Below are 14,094 nucleotides of genomic sequence, written 5' to 3' on the forward strand. Positions count from 1 at the left end.
TAAGGTTTCACAATGTCCACCACCATAACCAAAACCGCGTTCTGGCGCGGCATTCGCGACAGTGCCCCGTTTACGCTGGTTGCCGGACCCTTTGCGCTGCTGTTCGGCGTGCTGGCCACCGAGGCCGGTCTGAACCTTTTCGAGGTGATGACCTTTTCGCTGGCCGTGATCGCAGGGGCGGCACAGTTTACAGCGCTGCAACTGATGCAGGAAAATGCACCTACCGTGGTGGTGATCATCTCGGCGCTGGCGGTGAACCTGCGGGTGGCGATGTATTCCGCGGCCCTCACTCCCTATCTGGGGCGCGCGCCGATGTGGCAGCGGGTCTTTGCGGCCTATCTGCTGGTCGATCAAAGCTATGCGCTGAGCCATCAGAAATTCGAGACGGAACCGGCAATGACCGTGCCGGAGCGGATGGCCTATTACATGGGTACCTGCATGTTGGTCATGTCGGTCTGGTACGGTGCCAGTCTGGCCGGTGCGATCATTGGCAATGCGCTGCCGCCACAAATCCCGATCGATTTCGCACTGCCCATCGCCTTTCTTGCGATGGTGGCCCCCGCCATGCGCACCCTGCCCCATGTAATCGCCGCCTTTACGGCTGTTGTGGTCAGCCTGTTTGCCGCCGCCGTGCCATGGTCGCTGGGTCTGGTTATCGCGGGGGCTGCGGGCATGATCGCAGGCGCGCAGGCCGAGCTTTGGATGGAGCGGCGCGCATGAGCACCCTGACCCTGTGGACTGTGATCATATCGCTGGGCGTCGGCAGCTTTCTGTTACGGTTCTCGTTTCTGGGGATGGTCGGTGACCGCCCCCTGCCGCCGTGGTTGCTGCGGCATCTACGCTATACTGCTGTGGCGATCCTGCCCGCGATGGTCACACCGCTGGTGGCATTCTCGAACGACGCTGGCACCGGACCCGAACCGGGCCGGTTGCTGGCCGCATTGGTAGCGGTAGCGGTTGGGATGAAGACAAAAAACGTTCTGGCCTCGATCGGCGCAGGGGCCGCAGTACTGACGTTGTATATTCTAATTATGGGATAGGCTGCGGGCGGCGCTGACGCCGCACCGCTAAAGTTCTCAGAGTTGGATCTTGGCCACACCGTCGGTGATGTCGCCTTCGTCGTTCTCGTAGTATTTGTCAGTGATCACACCGGGGAAGGTGCCGAACTGCTCCATGACCTTGGCCGGGAACCACGTGGACTGCACGCTTTGGAATCCGGGCACCTGACGCAGTACCGACGTGGTTGCCTGTGCGCATTGCGCATCGCCCACGTTGCCGTAACCACGCACCAGACGCAGCGCCGTTTCGGCCTGTTCGGGTGTCACGGGCACGGTCTGGCTGACCACATGAAAGGTACTGCGGGCGTGCGCGCCTTTGTAGCTTTGCAAAACCGCAGGCGTCACACCGTAAAGCACATCGCCTTTTTCCGGCACACGAGGGTGTTTGTAGGATCCGGCAGGATCAAAGATCACCTGCTGCGATCCATTGACCACCAGCGCCGAATGCGCGCCACTGCCCGACCGGTTGTTGACCACTGTGATCAGCGTCAGAGAGGGAGCCGTCGGGTCGCGGTAGGCGCTTGCGGCAATTACTTCGGGTGGCGAATCGTTTGCCGGCTTTACAGCGCAGCCCGCCAAAGCCGCCGTAAGCGACAGCGCAATCAGGATCGAACGCATGGGGTCAGTCTCCGGTGGTCTTGGTCACAAGATCAAAGGCTTAGGAAATGAAGATCGCCATAAAGATCAAAGACGCGAGAATCACGATAACGCTCCACTTGGTCCACGCGATAAAGCCGTTAAAGGTGGCTTCTTGCACTTTCGTATCCATTTCACCGTGTTTATGGTCCGCCATCGGTCAGGCTCCTGTTTGTCTGGGTTGATCCACTTTGGCCGCTGGTTACTGCATTTGTTCGGCCCTGTCACGGTGTCAATGCCGCGCACGGGTGGCATTCGGTTCAGCCGGGTCCGGCATCTGTGTCCAGCGCCTCGGTCAAACGGAAACCGATGCGGTTGGGATTATCGCGTTCGACCGCTTTGGGCAGGGCGCGCAACATGACATTCAACTGGGTCACATGCTGGATCAACTGGGTGCGCGCGCCGGTGGGGTCCGATCCGTAAAAAGTGATCACGTCAGGATCAAAATACCCCATCCCCTCGATCCGCAGAACACCCGCGTCGCCACCGGCAAAACCCATCGCAACCTCATGCTCGTTGTCCAACTGTTCCTCAAAATTCTTGATATACAAAGCCAGCCGTTCATAGGCCCATTGCGCCGGACTTTTCTTGCTGGCGGGGGTCTGGGTCATCCCCTTGGGCACGGGCCGATCCGTGGCGCTGGCAACGTCAGGGTCGGAATGTACCTCGTAGAGGCGTGGCATCACATCTGCCTCGATGGCCTCTGCTGTCGTTCTAATCGTGTCATCCATTGTCGGCCCTCACACCTTTTGAAACACTAGGGCCCCATCTTCGCGCAGCGTGCGCGTTGCCAGACCCGTCTGGTGAAGGTGCGACAAATGCGCAAAAGCTTCAACCATAGCGAGGCCGTATTCGCCCTCGCCGATCTTACGTTTGAATAGCGGTGCGTAGCATTCGGCGGCGGATTTCGGGGTGTCGATATAAGCGAGCAAGCGTTTCAACGCACCGTGGTGGTTGTCGATCAGCTGCCGCATGCGTGTCGGCAATCCGGTAAACGGTAACTTATGCCCGCCTAAAACCAGTTGGTCGGGCCGCGCCATCGGCTCCAGCCGTTCGCAGGCCTCCAACCATTCGCCAATCGGGTCGGCCATCGGTTCGGTCGCGTGAACGCCCACGTTGGGACTGATCGACGACAGGATCTGGTCACCCGACAGCACAAGGTTGTCATCGCGGCTCCAGAAGGTTGCGTGTTCAGGGGCGTGGCCGTTGCCCATGTGAATGTCCCATGTCCGCCCACCGATGCGGATTGTCTGATCCTGCTGGATGCGGGTGTAACCCAATGGCAACGGGGCAACGATGTCGGCAAAGTTGAAGGGCCGCTCGGAGGCACGTTTGTCGTACAGGTCGGGGTCCATGCCCGCGCTGCGGTAAAACGCCAGTGTTTCGGGCAGCGGCGTGGCCTGCTCGTCCAGAACCAGCATCCGCGCCATCAACCAAGAGGTTCGCGTCGTCACCAGTTCGGCCCCGAATTCCGACTGGAACCAGCCCGCCAGCCCGATGTGGTCTGGGTGGTGGTGTGTCACGATCACCCGCCCCACAGGTTTGCCACCCAAGGGGCCTGCCATCATCTCCTGCCACAACTTGCGAGTCTTTTCGGTGTTGAAACCGGTGTCGATAACTGTCCAGCTATCGCCGTCATCCAGTGCATATATATTGACGTGATCCAGCTTCATCGGCAGCGGCAGACGGAACCACAACACGCCCTCGGCCACTTCGATGGCAGTGCCGTGTTCAGGCGGTTCGGGCCAAGGGTATCTCAGGCCTTGGGGGGCACCATCTGCCATCAGGCGGCCAACTCGTCAGCGCTTAATGCCATCAACGCCTTGGCACCAGCCTGCGCGTGAACCAACTGCCCTTCATGCTCGGGTAGCAATCGCTGGATATAGAACCGCGCCAGCTTTTCGCGTGGCCCGCCCACGCCATCAGCCAACGCCGCCTTAAGGTGCAGGTGCCCGCCCAGAACCCGTGCAAAGGCCCGCAAATATGGCACGGCACCGGCAAAGCGGTCCTCCATGTCCTGTTGTGACACCAGCCATTCAGTGGCCTCGCGCAGGTTTTCCGACGCCTGCCAGACAGCCTCGCCCATGCGGGGGAAACGTTCGCGCGCCGCCTCGGCCTGTTCTTCGATCTCGTCGATCAGCGCATGTGCGGCCTCGCCGCCGTCCATCATCTTGCGCGCCACAAGGTCCATTGCCTGAATGCCGTTGGTGCCCTCGTAGATCGACGTCACGCGCACATCGCGGTAAAACTGCGCAGCACCGGTTTCCTCGATAAAGCCCATGCCGCCGTGCACCTGCACGCCCTGCTGGGCCACGTCGATCCCCACATCGGTGCCAAAGGCTTTGGCGATGGGTGTCAGGAACGCGGCGCGCGCTTTCCATTCGGCCTCGCCGGTGGCGTTGTGCATGTCGATAGCCACAGCGCAAGACAGCGCAATAGCGCGGGCGGCAAATACATCCGCCTTCATCGACGCCAGCATCCGGCGCACATCGGCGTGGTCCACGATGCTGCCTGTCGGACCCTGGGTTCGGCCCTGCTTGCGGTCCATTGCATAGGCCAGCGCGTGTTGAAACGCGCCCTCGGCAATGCCCACGCCCTGCGTGCCGACACCCAGCCGCGCGTTGTTCATCATGGTGAACATTGCGGCCATGCCGCCCTGCTCGGGTCCGACAAGCCAGCCTTGCGCGCCGTCATATTGCATCACGCAGGTCGGTGATCCGTGCAGGCCCAGCTTGTGTTCAAGGCTGACAACCTTGAGGCTGTTAGCCTTGCCGGGGTTGCCGTCGGCGTCGGGGATGAATTTCGGAACAAGAAACAGACTGATCCCCTTGGTGCCTTGCGGTGCACCGGGCAGACGGGCCAGCACCAGATGGCAGACGTTTTCGGCGAAATCGTTGTCGCCCCATGTGATGTAAATCTTTTGGCCGGTAACGCTGAACGATCCGTCGCCGTTATCCTCGGCCTTGGTTGACAGCGCGCCCACGTCCGATCCGGCCTGCGGTTCGGTCAGGTTCATCGTGCCGGTCCACGCACCGCTGATAAGTTTCGGCAAATAGATGTCTTTCAGCGTGTCGCTGGCGTGATGCTCCAGCGCCTCGATCTGGCCCTGCCCCATCAGCGGTGCCAGTTGCAGCGACAGGCAGGCGGCGCTCATCATCTCGTTCACCGCGGTGTTCAGCGCCATCGGAAGACCCATTCCGCCATGCGCGGGGTCCGCGGTGATCCCGACCCAGCCACCTTCGGCAATTGCCTTGAACCCGTCGGCAAAACCGGGTGACGTCCGCACAACCCCGTTTTCCAGATACGCTGGATTCAGGTCGCCTTTGCGTTGCAGCGGGGCCATCACCTCTTCGCACATTTTTCCGGCTTCGGTCAGGATCGCGGCGGTAATGTCGCTGCTGGCTTCTTCGAACCGGTCGGTGGCGCGCACTTGGTCCAGTCCAACCACGTGATCAAACAGAAAGGTAAAATCATCAACAGGGGCGTGGTAGGGCATCGGAAAACTCCTCAGAATAACACCGCACCCTTGGCAAGGCCCTTTGCGGTCATTAATGCGGGCGACGGGGGCAGCTTTGCACGGTAACATGGGCTTTCCCGCCCCTCTAAGGCAACCCCAACGCGGCGTCACGCACGGGAACATATGAACCAGACCAAAACACTGCACTTGCACCCCGATGCAACCGGACTTGCCCGCGCCGCCGCCTTGCTGGCCGATGGCGCGCTGGTCGCCTTTCCGACCGAGACGGTTTACGGTCTTGGCGCAGACGCACGCAACGGGAAGGCGGTGGCGGGCATCTATGCCGCAAAGGGACGCCCCAGCTTCAATCCGCTAATCGTGCATGTGCCCGATGTGGCCGCCGCGCGCACCCTTACGCAGTGGACCGACACCGCCGACCGTCTCGCTGCTGTATTCTGGCCCGGAGCGCTGACGCTGGTGCTGCCGCTGGCGGCAGGGCACGGGCTGTCATCGCTGGTCACTGCGGGCCTGAACACCGTGGCGATCCGCGTGCCGCATCACCCCACGGCACAGGCGCTGCTACGCGCCGCCAACATGCCCGTGGCCGCGCCTTCCGCCAATGTCTCGGGTCGCATCAGCCCGACCACCGCCCAACACGTTCTGGATGGTCTGTCGGGACGCATCGCGGCTGTGCTGGATGACGGCCCCTGCCCTGTCGGTGTCGAAAGCACAATCGTGTCGCTGACAGGCACCCCCACGCTGCTGCGTCCCGGCGGCCTGCCCGTCGAAGCAATCGAAGCGGCGCTTGGCGCGCCTTTGCAACGGCACAGCAGCGATGCCATCACCGCACCCGGCCAGTTGGCCTCGCACTATGCGCCCGGCGCATCGGTGCGCCTGAATGCCACCAGCGCCACAGCGGGCGAAGTCATGCTGGGCTTTGGTGACATCGCGGGCGACCTCACGCTCAGTGCCTCGGGTGACCTGTCCGAGGCCGCCGCCGCCCTTTTCGACGCGCTGCACAAGCTGGATCGTACCGGCAAACCCATTGCCGTGGCACCGATCCCTCACACCGGACTGGGTGCCGCCATCAACGACCGTCTAAACCGCGCCGCAGCGCCACGCTAAGCCCCTTCATCTTGCCAGATAAACTCCGGGGGAGGCGCGATAGCGCCGGGGGCAGAGCCCCCTTTTAACGCGATCCAAACTGGGCAGAGACCTGAGACTCGAACTCAGACGGTGCATCCTTGTCCCCCGCCAGAAACCGCTGAAGATAGAACCGAAAGGACGCATCCAGCATCAGATAGACCGACAGCGCCTGATCCGTCGGCTGGGCCAACCGGTCCAGCAACCGCACGACCAGCGCGATCATCGCGTCTTCGATTTCGGCCACGACTTCTTCGAAAGCCGGATCGAACATCGCTTGCGATCGTACATCATACCACAACCGGTGTGTTTCGGCGTCGCGGCGGATGGACAGGGCAAGGCCCTTGATAAACAGCTCTGCCAGTTTCTCGGGCCCGTCGCTGGTTTGCACAATCGTATCCATCTGGGCCACAAACCCCGCCTTGTAGCGCCGGACACAAAAGCCGATCAGGTCGACCTTGTCCTCGAAATAATAGTGCAACGTCCCGACCGCGACGCCGGACAGCGCGGCGATGTCGCGCAGACTGGTGCGCGCATAGCCAAGCTGTTTGAGCGCGCTGATTGCGTGATCAGCCAGCTCTTCCTTTTTGCGCGTCCGCTTGGCGGATTTCGCACCGGCCTGCTGCGTCAGGCGTTCGATTTTATCGAGCTTGGTCAAAAGCTTGCCTCACTGCCGCTCAGCCCCGCAAGGCGTTGATGAATATTCCAGGCAATTTAAACCAGCTTGGACTGTGTTGAAAGCGGGTCAAAAACTTGCCGACGACATGCTGGCGACGGTTGGTCACAAACCACGGCGGGCGCGGCAGCAATGTCATGCCGCCCGACAGCAAATTGCGCGGAAAAGGGCGCCAAGGCGCTGTGATGACCACGCGTTCGGGCTTGTCGAACATGAATGTGTTGTGGACAAAGCCGATCCCGCTGGACACATCCTGCAAGGTGTGGCCAGGGAACGCACCCCAAGGGCAGGCCGTCGACAAAAACGCCAGACCGGTCCAAGCGTTGATCGCAATGGTGCCATAGTGCAACGCGCTGACGATCTCTTCGAACCGCTTGCGCCCGATCTGCCGGATCGTGGCGGGGTGGACCAATATGTTCGCGCCCAGCGTACCCGTCAGTGTGTCATTGGCATAGCGCACAGCCTCGACCAGATAGGCGGCGGGGTCGCTGCCCGCGATTTCATGCGTGGACAAGGCTGGGGCGAAAACCTCGTTGTTGGCAAACCAGTCGTCCGCATCCGCCGAAGCCACGATGCACGCGGGGGCCGCGCCACGGCTGAAGCGGTCGGCATCCGGCGCATGTTCGGCAAAAGACTGCATCCTGTCATCCGCGCCAGGGTAATAGGCCTGTCGCGCGTCCAGTTTTGCCATCACGTCCCGCAAATTGGCCAGCAGATTATCCTTTTGCGGCCAGTCGCGGGGCAGGATCAGCATCTGGCAAGCGACGCAGTTAAAACCTGAATTGTGCAGCTTCTGTGTGGCAAGATGTTCGGCCTGAAACGACAGGTCCGCTGCACTCCAGTTGCCGGGCACAACGATGGTCGGGCAAACCGCCCCAAGTTCCGAGGTGATCGGCTTGTCGATCTTGGGCGTTCCCGCGCGCTTGTTGTCCGCGCCCTCTTGCCCCGCGCCCCAGACGATCATGTCATGCGAAGCTGCCGCGCCGGTGATGTGGATCTCGTCCACCTGCGGGTGGGTACAAAGATAGCTGCCCACCTCGGCCCCGCCCCGCACAATCCGCAAAGCATCGCGGTCGATCAGCGGTTTCAGCGCCGCTTCAAGGTAATCTGTCAGGTAGTCGTTCACAGGGTTCATCTTGAGGATGACCACCTGATGCTCGGAAAACAGCTTTTGAAACGCATCCAGTGGCGCGATCGAGGCGATGTTGCCCGCGCCCAATACCAGCGCGACCTTGCCGCGTCGCTGCGCGGGCGGGGTGTCATAGGCCTGTGCGGTATTGTCGGCCAGATTGACCTCGGTCACGTCGGGCTGCATCCACACATCCGCCGTCACGCCGGACAGCAGCAGCCGGTCCCAGATCGAATGTGGCATGACGCGTACCGCCAACTGGCCATTGGTGGTCTGCCGCATTGGCAGGCGGGACAGAAACGCCTTGCCCTCCATCTCTGACAGGGTCTGCATCAGGCCGTTGCATGCGGACATGACCGCATAGGGGCCAGAGGTCCATTCTTCCCCCACCAAAGGCGAGCCTGAAGGGATCAGTTTGTGCCGGGCAGCGGTTTCGGCCCAGCCTTCGGAAACGTCCAGCAGGCGGTCCTTGATCTCGGACAGGATCGCGATGCGTTCGGCATTGCCGGTGCGTGCCCAGGCATCCTTGCCTTTGGACAGTGCTGCCAGCGCGGTATCAAGGCCGCTGAAGTCGGGGCTGATCTCCTGTGCAATCTGGTTCATGCGTCAGTTCCGTCTATCAGCACATCGCCATAAATCTCGCGCAATTTGTTTTTCAACACCTTACCGGTTGCGCCGATAGGAAGTTCTTCGACAAAAATCACGCGATCCGGCACCTGCCAGCTTGCGACCTTGCCTTCGTAGGCAGCCAGAATGTCGACCTCGGACGGGTTAGTACCGGCCACCGGCACGGCCAGCACGATGGGGCGTTCGTCCCATTTTTTGTGGCGCGCGGCGATGGCTGCGGCGTTGGCGATCTGCGGGTGAGAGATGGCGATGTTCTCAAGCTCGACGGTCGAAATCCATTCGCCCCCCGATTTGATGATGTCCTTGGACCGGTCGCGGATGATCATAAAGCCGTCCGCGTCGATGGTCGCTACATCGCCCGTGTCGAACCAGCCGTCCTCTGTCAGGGCCGACTTGTCCTGTCCGAAATAGCTTTCGACGATCCACAGGCCGCGAATTTGCAATTCGCCCTGTGTCTTGCCATCGCGGGGCAGCTCTGCTCCGGCATCATCCACGATGCGCAACTCGACTCCATAGGGCGGGCGACCCTGCCCTTCGCGCAAGCGCGCCTGTTCATCCACACCAAGGCTGGTGTGTTTTTGCAGCAGTTGGTTCAACGTGCCCAGCGGCGAAGTTTCGGTCATGCCCCAAGCGTGGATCAGATCCACATCGTATTTGTCGCGGAACTCGGCGATCATTGACGGCGGCAGTGCCGATCCGCCCACAACGGTACGCGTCATCGAGGCGGCGGTGCGTCCTGTCTTTTCCAGTCCGGCCAGCAGGCCCATCCAGATCGTCGGCACGCCCAAAGACAGCGTTACCTGTTCCGCGTCAATCAACTTGGCAAGGCTTTCGCCATCCAGTTGCGGCCCCGGCAAAACCAGTTTCGCCCCGGCCTGCGCAGCAATATAGGGCACACCCCACGCATTGACGTGGAACATCGGCACCACAGGCATCACCACGTCACGCGCAGAGATTGCGATGCCGTCGGGCTGGTTGCCCGCGATGGAATGCAACACTGTCGAGCGGTGCGTATACTGAACTCCCTTGGGGTTGCCGGTGGTTCCCGATGTATAACACAGCGCGGCAGGCGCGTTTTCGTCCAGCACAGGCCAGCCAAAATCGGGGCTGCCGGTCTCGAGCAGTTCGTCGTAAAAAAGCAGCCCTTCGACCATATCCGCTGCTTCCTCGTCGCGTGGCCCCATCAGGATGAAATGGCGCACGGATTTCAGATGGGCACCCAGCTTTGCCGCGACGGGCAAAAAGGTCCGGTCAAGGAACATCACCTGATCTTCGGCATGGTTGATGATATAGATCATCTGCTCGGGCGTGAGGCGCGGGTTGATCGTGTGGGTCACCCGACCGCTGCCCGCCACGCCAAAATAAATCTCGAGATGGCGGCGGTTGTTCCATGCAATTGTCCCGCAGCGCGCACCGGCATCCACACCCAGTGCGTCCAACGCCGACGCCAGCCTGCGGGCATTCGCCCCGACCGTGCCCCAATTGGAGCGATCAACAGAGCCGTCGGTCTCGACCGACACAACCTCGGTGCCGCTGTGATAGATTTGTGCATGAGCGATCAGCGAGGAGATCGTCAGCGGTTGGGTCATCATTGTTCCGAACATAGTCTTCTCTTTCATTGTGCTGCCACAGCTGCTGCATTGTCGCCCCGGATCATATCGGCGGCGCGTTCAGCGATCATGATGGTGGGGGCGTTTGTGTTGCCACCGATCAGCGTCGGCATGATCGAGGCATCAACCACCCGCAGCCCGTCGATCCCGCGCACACGCAGTTGCGGATCGACCACGGACATATCGTCAACGCCCATCTTGCAGGTGCCCACAGGATGATAAATCGTATCGGCGCGGGCCCGAATATGGCGTTCCCATTCGGCATCGGTCATGTTGTCGGTCACGCCGAACAGCTCTTTGTGACGGTATTTTTTCAGCGCTGGCGCTTGCAGGATTTCGCGTGCCATTTTCGCGCCCTTGATCAAAACCTCGAGATCACGCGGGTCGGACAGAAATTTCGGGTCGATACCCGGTGCCGCCATCGGGTCGGTGCTTTCCAGAAACACCTCGCCCCGGCCATGCGGGCGCAAGACGCAGACGTGCAAACTGAAGCCATAGCCCAAATGCAGCTTGCGGGCGTGATCATCCACAATCGAGATCACAAAGTGCAACTGGATGTCGGGCCGGTCCAGCGCGGGGTCTGTCTTGAGAAAACCCGCCCCTTCGGCAAAGGGCGTGCCGATCATGCCGGTGCCGTCCTTGCGCCACTTCAGGATGTGTTTGATCAACCCGATGGTTCCGGCCATCCCAATCCCGAAATTGTCCGTATCTCTGGATTTGTAGGCGAGAATAAAGTCGAGGTGATCCTGAAGGTTTTTGCCGACGCCGGGCAGATCGTGGACAACCTCGATCCCGTGGCGACGCACTTCTTTCTCGGGTCCGATTCCCGACAGCATCAAAAGCTGCGGCGAGTTGAAGGTTCCCCCCGCCAGCAGCACTTCGCGCTCTGCGCTGACCTGATGGTCTTGTCGCCCTTGGCGATAGGCGACACCGACCGCGCGTTTGCCTTCCATCACAATTCTGGTGGCATGCGCACCGGTGATGATGGTCAGGTTGCTGCGACTTTTCCGGATTGGATGCAGATAGGCAGCCGCTGCCGAGCATCGTTCGCCGTTCCGGGCTTTGTCGTGAAACTGGGTCACTTGGTAAAGACCCACGCCGTCGTTGTCGCCGGTGTTGAAATCCGCAACTTCGCGATGTTGGCATTCGATCGCCGCATCGACAAAGGCGCGGGTGATCGGGCGGGGTGATTTCTGATTGGATACTTGCAACGGGCCTGATGCGCCGTGGTGATCATCTGCGCCGTTCTCGTTGTTTTCAGCCTTTTGAAAATAGGGCAGACAGTCGTCCCAGCCCCAGCCGTCACAGCCAAGTGCGGCCCAATCGTCATAGTCCGACTTGTGTCCGCGCACATAGAGCATTGCGTTGATCGCACTTGATCCGCCCAGCGCCTTGCCGCGCGGCTGGTATCCCCGGCGACCGTTCAATCCCGGTTGCGGTGTGGTCTGATAGGCCCAGTTGGAAATCTTGCCATAGCCCGGAAGCATCCCCACCGTTCCCGCAGGTGCGCGGATCAGGATGTGGTCGCCGTTTCCACCTGCTTCAAGAAGACAGACTTTGACCGACGGATCTTCACTCAATCGCGCGGCAAGGGTCGATCCTGCGGACCCTCCGCCGACAATGACATAGTCGAACGACTGTTGCGTTGGCATGTTGATTTCCTCCCTTAGAGCGGCGCCTCCCAGTGCCGGTAAGAAAATTGGACAACTATTTTGGACATCTGTCCAGTAAAAAATTACTGGCACCGCAGGCTCTCAGATGCGGCGGTAGGCTCGGCGTGGGCTGTCACAATGGCGGCTAGGCTCGTTGATCTATCCGTATCTGGCGCGCTGGCTCGGATCGGCAACGCTGCCCACAATCAGCTGGATAACTCCGGCGGCCAGATCATAGTCTTCATGCAGCCGTGCGCGCAGCATTGATGGTGGCGGCGTTGCCACCCGGGACGATCGCCCGATGTCGCAATCGCCAAAGACAACGACGCCAAAGCCCTTGGCAGTCAGCCGGTCGATCATGCCGGTCGGCCAAAAGGTCAGTTGCAACCCCAGCCCCGCAAAACTGTCTTCGCCCTCGAAAACCGGACGGTGGGCGGTGGGCGTGTTTATCATCGTGATAAACTGTGGTCCCGAATTGCCAACGGCAGGTCATCTTGCGCCGCCCAACCATTCACGCCCCTCAAGGATTGCCCAGCTTTTGTCGGGGCACATCATGCGGCGCAAATAGCATTCAGGCACGCCCCGCTGTGCCAGACAGGCCCAACGGATCAATTCCCAGCGATTTCAATGCGTTTTGCCATTTTTGAGTGTTGTCACCAAAGACCAGATCACTGCGGGCATCGCAGGTCAGCCAGCCGTTGGCCAGAATTTCCTGTTCCAACTGCCCCGGCCCCCAACCGGCATAGCCCAGCATCATCAGTACCTGCGCGGGGCCGGCACCACGCCCGATGTCTTCCAGAATGTCCTGTGTCGCCGTCATGCCAAAACCGTCGCCGATTTGCAGTGTTTGCAGTTGAGAAGTGTAGTCGCCCGAATGCAGCACAAATCCCCGCGCCGTCTCGACCGGACCACCGAAATGAACCGGCATCTGCCGTACCTGTGGCATCACGTTGATGTCCAGCTGTTCCAGAACCTCGCCCAGCGCCAGATCCTGCGCAGGCTTGTTAACGATCAGGCCCATCGCACCTTTGGCCGAATGTTCGCACAGGAACACCACCGAATGATCAAACCGCATGTCGCCCATACCCGGCATCGCCAGCAATAGCTTGCCCGTCAGTTCCATGCCTTGATCCGTCATTGCCGTCCCGCTTTTGTCTGAACCGTTCCTTCCAGAATGGGCATGGTGTGGCCTGCGCGCAAGGGGCAGTGCCCCGCCTTGGGCCGAAACAAAGGCTGATGAAAACGTGACTTGGCTTTGTGCCCTGCTCAGGTCACAAATCGCGCATGATCCATACCCGTTCATTCCTTGCCGCCCTGCTGCTGGCCCCGTTGGCCGCATTTTTTGGCGCGCCCCCCGTTGTGGCACAAGACGATGTAATTACCGGTCGGGTCATTCAGGGCTGGACACTGCCCGACGGGCGCTTGGTTGCTGGGATTGATCTTCAGTTGAAGCAGGGTTGGAAAACCTATTGGCGCAGCCCTGGCGATGCAGGCATTCCGCCGCAATTCGACTGGAGCCGTGCGCGCAATGTGGGCAGCGTGGCAATCACGTGGCCTACGCCGCATGTGTTCCAACAAAACGGTATGCGTTCGATTGGCTATAAGGGTCACGTAGTGATCCCGCTGCACATCCAGCCAAGGTCAGTAGGGCGCCCCGTGCGCCTGCGCGGCGAGATGGATTTGGGTGTGTGCTCGGACGTCTGTGTGCCGCACCGGATCGACTTTGACACCACATTGGATGCTGCGGCGTCCACCCCTGTGCCAGCACTGGCCGCCGCACTGGCCCAAGCACCGTTTTCACGCCGCGAAGCAGGCGTCGTTGCGGCCACATGTGCCCTTCGGCCCCTCACAAACGGTATGGAAGTGACCGTGCGCGTTCAAATGCCATCCTCGGGGGGTGCCGAAGTTGCGGTAATCGAGCCCAACATTCCGGATGTCTGGACCTCCGAGGCCGAAACCAACCGCAGCGGCAACTGGTTGAGCGCCACATCGCAGATGATGCATACCAGCGGACGCCCCTTTGCGGTCAACCGCAGCGCCATGCGCATCACCGTTCTGGGCAGCAGACATGCGGTCGATATTCAGGGCTGCACTGCAGACTGAGAC

Annotated in this window: 15 protein-coding genes; 4 read left to right on the plus strand and 11 right to left on the minus strand. The window is 60.7% G+C overall.

Features of this window, described 5'->3' with window-relative positions; translation table 11 throughout:
- The first annotated feature begins 12 nt into the window (after positions 1–12).
- Together SULPSESMR1_RS12150 and SULPSESMR1_RS12155 are read left to right on the plus strand one after the other, a co-directional pair.
- Entirely contained in the window at positions 13–720 is a 708-nt protein-coding gene (locus tag SULPSESMR1_RS12150) for an AzlC family ABC transporter permease (RefSeq protein ID WP_089421063.1), read from the plus strand.
- Positions 717–1,040, plus strand: coding sequence for an AzlD domain-containing protein (locus SULPSESMR1_RS12155; RefSeq protein ID WP_089421064.1), 324 nt, complete (start codon positions 717–719; stop codon positions 1,038–1,040). Before SULPSESMR1_RS12150 ends, SULPSESMR1_RS12155 begins: the two co-directional genes overlap by 4 nt.
- Before the next feature lie 36 nt (positions 1,041–1,076).
- On the opposite strand, the gene SULPSESMR1_RS12160 is transcribed toward SULPSESMR1_RS12155, so the two are convergent.
- The 5 genes from SULPSESMR1_RS12160 to SULPSESMR1_RS12180 form a co-directional block, all read right to left on the minus strand.
- A complete protein-coding gene (locus tag SULPSESMR1_RS12160; RefSeq protein WP_089421065.1) occupies positions 1,077–1,676 on the minus strand; it encodes a hypothetical protein in 600 nt (199 codons plus the stop codon).
- A gap of 40 nt (positions 1,677–1,716) precedes the next feature.
- Positions 1,717–1,851: an aa3-type cytochrome c oxidase subunit IV gene (locus SULPSESMR1_RS12165; protein WP_089421066.1), complete on the minus strand. Its 135-nt coding sequence runs from the start codon at positions 1,849–1,851 to the stop codon at positions 1,717–1,719.
- 103 nt (positions 1,852–1,954) lie between these two features.
- Positions 1,955–2,425 carry a DUF6173 family protein gene (locus tag SULPSESMR1_RS12170; protein WP_089421067.1) on the minus strand — a complete coding sequence of 157 codons (471 nt, stop codon included), beginning with the start codon at positions 2,423–2,425 and terminating at the stop codon, positions 1,955–1,957.
- A 9-nt stretch (positions 2,426–2,434) separates the two neighbouring features.
- Positions 2,435–3,478, minus strand: coding sequence for an MBL fold metallo-hydrolase (locus SULPSESMR1_RS12175; protein WP_089421068.1), 1,044 nt, complete (start codon positions 3,476–3,478; stop codon positions 2,435–2,437).
- Positions 3,478–5,190, minus strand: a complete 1,713-nt coding sequence (locus tag SULPSESMR1_RS12180) for an acyl-CoA dehydrogenase (RefSeq protein ID WP_089421069.1) — start codon at positions 5,188–5,190, stop codon at positions 3,478–3,480. Before SULPSESMR1_RS12180 ends, SULPSESMR1_RS12175 begins: the two co-directional genes overlap by 1 nt.
- 144 nt (positions 5,191–5,334) lie before the next feature.
- Here SULPSESMR1_RS12180 and SULPSESMR1_RS12185 point away from each other — a divergent pair, with 144 nt between their 5' ends.
- Positions 5,335–6,276, plus strand: coding sequence for an L-threonylcarbamoyladenylate synthase (locus tag SULPSESMR1_RS12185; protein ID WP_089421070.1), 942 nt, complete (start codon positions 5,335–5,337; stop codon positions 6,274–6,276).
- 64 nt (positions 6,277–6,340) lie between these two features.
- Here the strand turns inward: SULPSESMR1_RS12185 and SULPSESMR1_RS12190 are convergent, their stop codons facing one another.
- From SULPSESMR1_RS12190 to SULPSESMR1_RS12215, 6 genes are all read right to left on the minus strand, one after another.
- Positions 6,341–6,952 (minus strand): TetR/AcrR family transcriptional regulator, encoded by a 612-nt coding sequence (locus SULPSESMR1_RS12190; protein ID WP_089421071.1) that lies wholly within the window; start codon positions 6,950–6,952, stop codon positions 6,341–6,343.
- A 19-nt stretch (positions 6,953–6,971) separates the two neighbouring features.
- Entirely contained in the window at positions 6,972–8,702 is a 1,731-nt protein-coding gene (locus SULPSESMR1_RS12195; RefSeq protein ID WP_089421072.1) for an aldehyde dehydrogenase family protein, read from the minus strand.
- Positions 8,699–10,330: a long-chain-fatty-acid--CoA ligase gene (locus tag SULPSESMR1_RS12200; RefSeq protein WP_089421073.1), complete on the minus strand. Its 1,632-nt coding sequence runs from the start codon at positions 10,328–10,330 to the stop codon at positions 8,699–8,701. Before SULPSESMR1_RS12200 ends, SULPSESMR1_RS12195 begins: the two co-directional genes overlap by 4 nt.
- A gap of 11 nt (positions 10,331–10,341) precedes the next feature.
- Positions 10,342–11,988, minus strand: a complete 1,647-nt coding sequence (locus SULPSESMR1_RS12205) for a GMC family oxidoreductase (protein ID WP_089421074.1) — start codon at positions 11,986–11,988, stop codon at positions 10,342–10,344.
- A 159-nt stretch (positions 11,989–12,147) separates the two neighbouring features.
- Positions 12,148–12,441 (minus strand): hypothetical protein, encoded by a 294-nt coding sequence (locus SULPSESMR1_RS12210; RefSeq protein WP_089421075.1) that lies wholly within the window; start codon positions 12,439–12,441, stop codon positions 12,148–12,150.
- A gap of 118 nt (positions 12,442–12,559) precedes the next feature.
- Positions 12,560–13,111: a YqgE/AlgH family protein gene (locus tag SULPSESMR1_RS12215; protein ID WP_089422307.1), complete on the minus strand. Its 552-nt coding sequence runs from the start codon at positions 13,109–13,111 to the stop codon at positions 12,560–12,562.
- 161 nt (positions 13,112–13,272) lie between these two features.
- On the opposite strand from SULPSESMR1_RS12215, the gene SULPSESMR1_RS12220 reads away from it, so the two are divergent.
- Positions 13,273–14,091, plus strand: a complete 819-nt coding sequence (locus tag SULPSESMR1_RS12220; RefSeq protein WP_089422308.1) for a protein-disulfide reductase DsbD domain-containing protein — start codon at positions 13,273–13,275, stop codon at positions 14,089–14,091.
- Positions 14,092–14,094: the final 3 nt, after the last annotated feature.

The organism is Pseudosulfitobacter pseudonitzschiae (assembly GCF_002222635.1).
GTDB lineage: Bacteria > Pseudomonadota > Alphaproteobacteria > Rhodobacterales > Rhodobacteraceae > Pseudosulfitobacter > Pseudosulfitobacter pseudonitzschiae_A.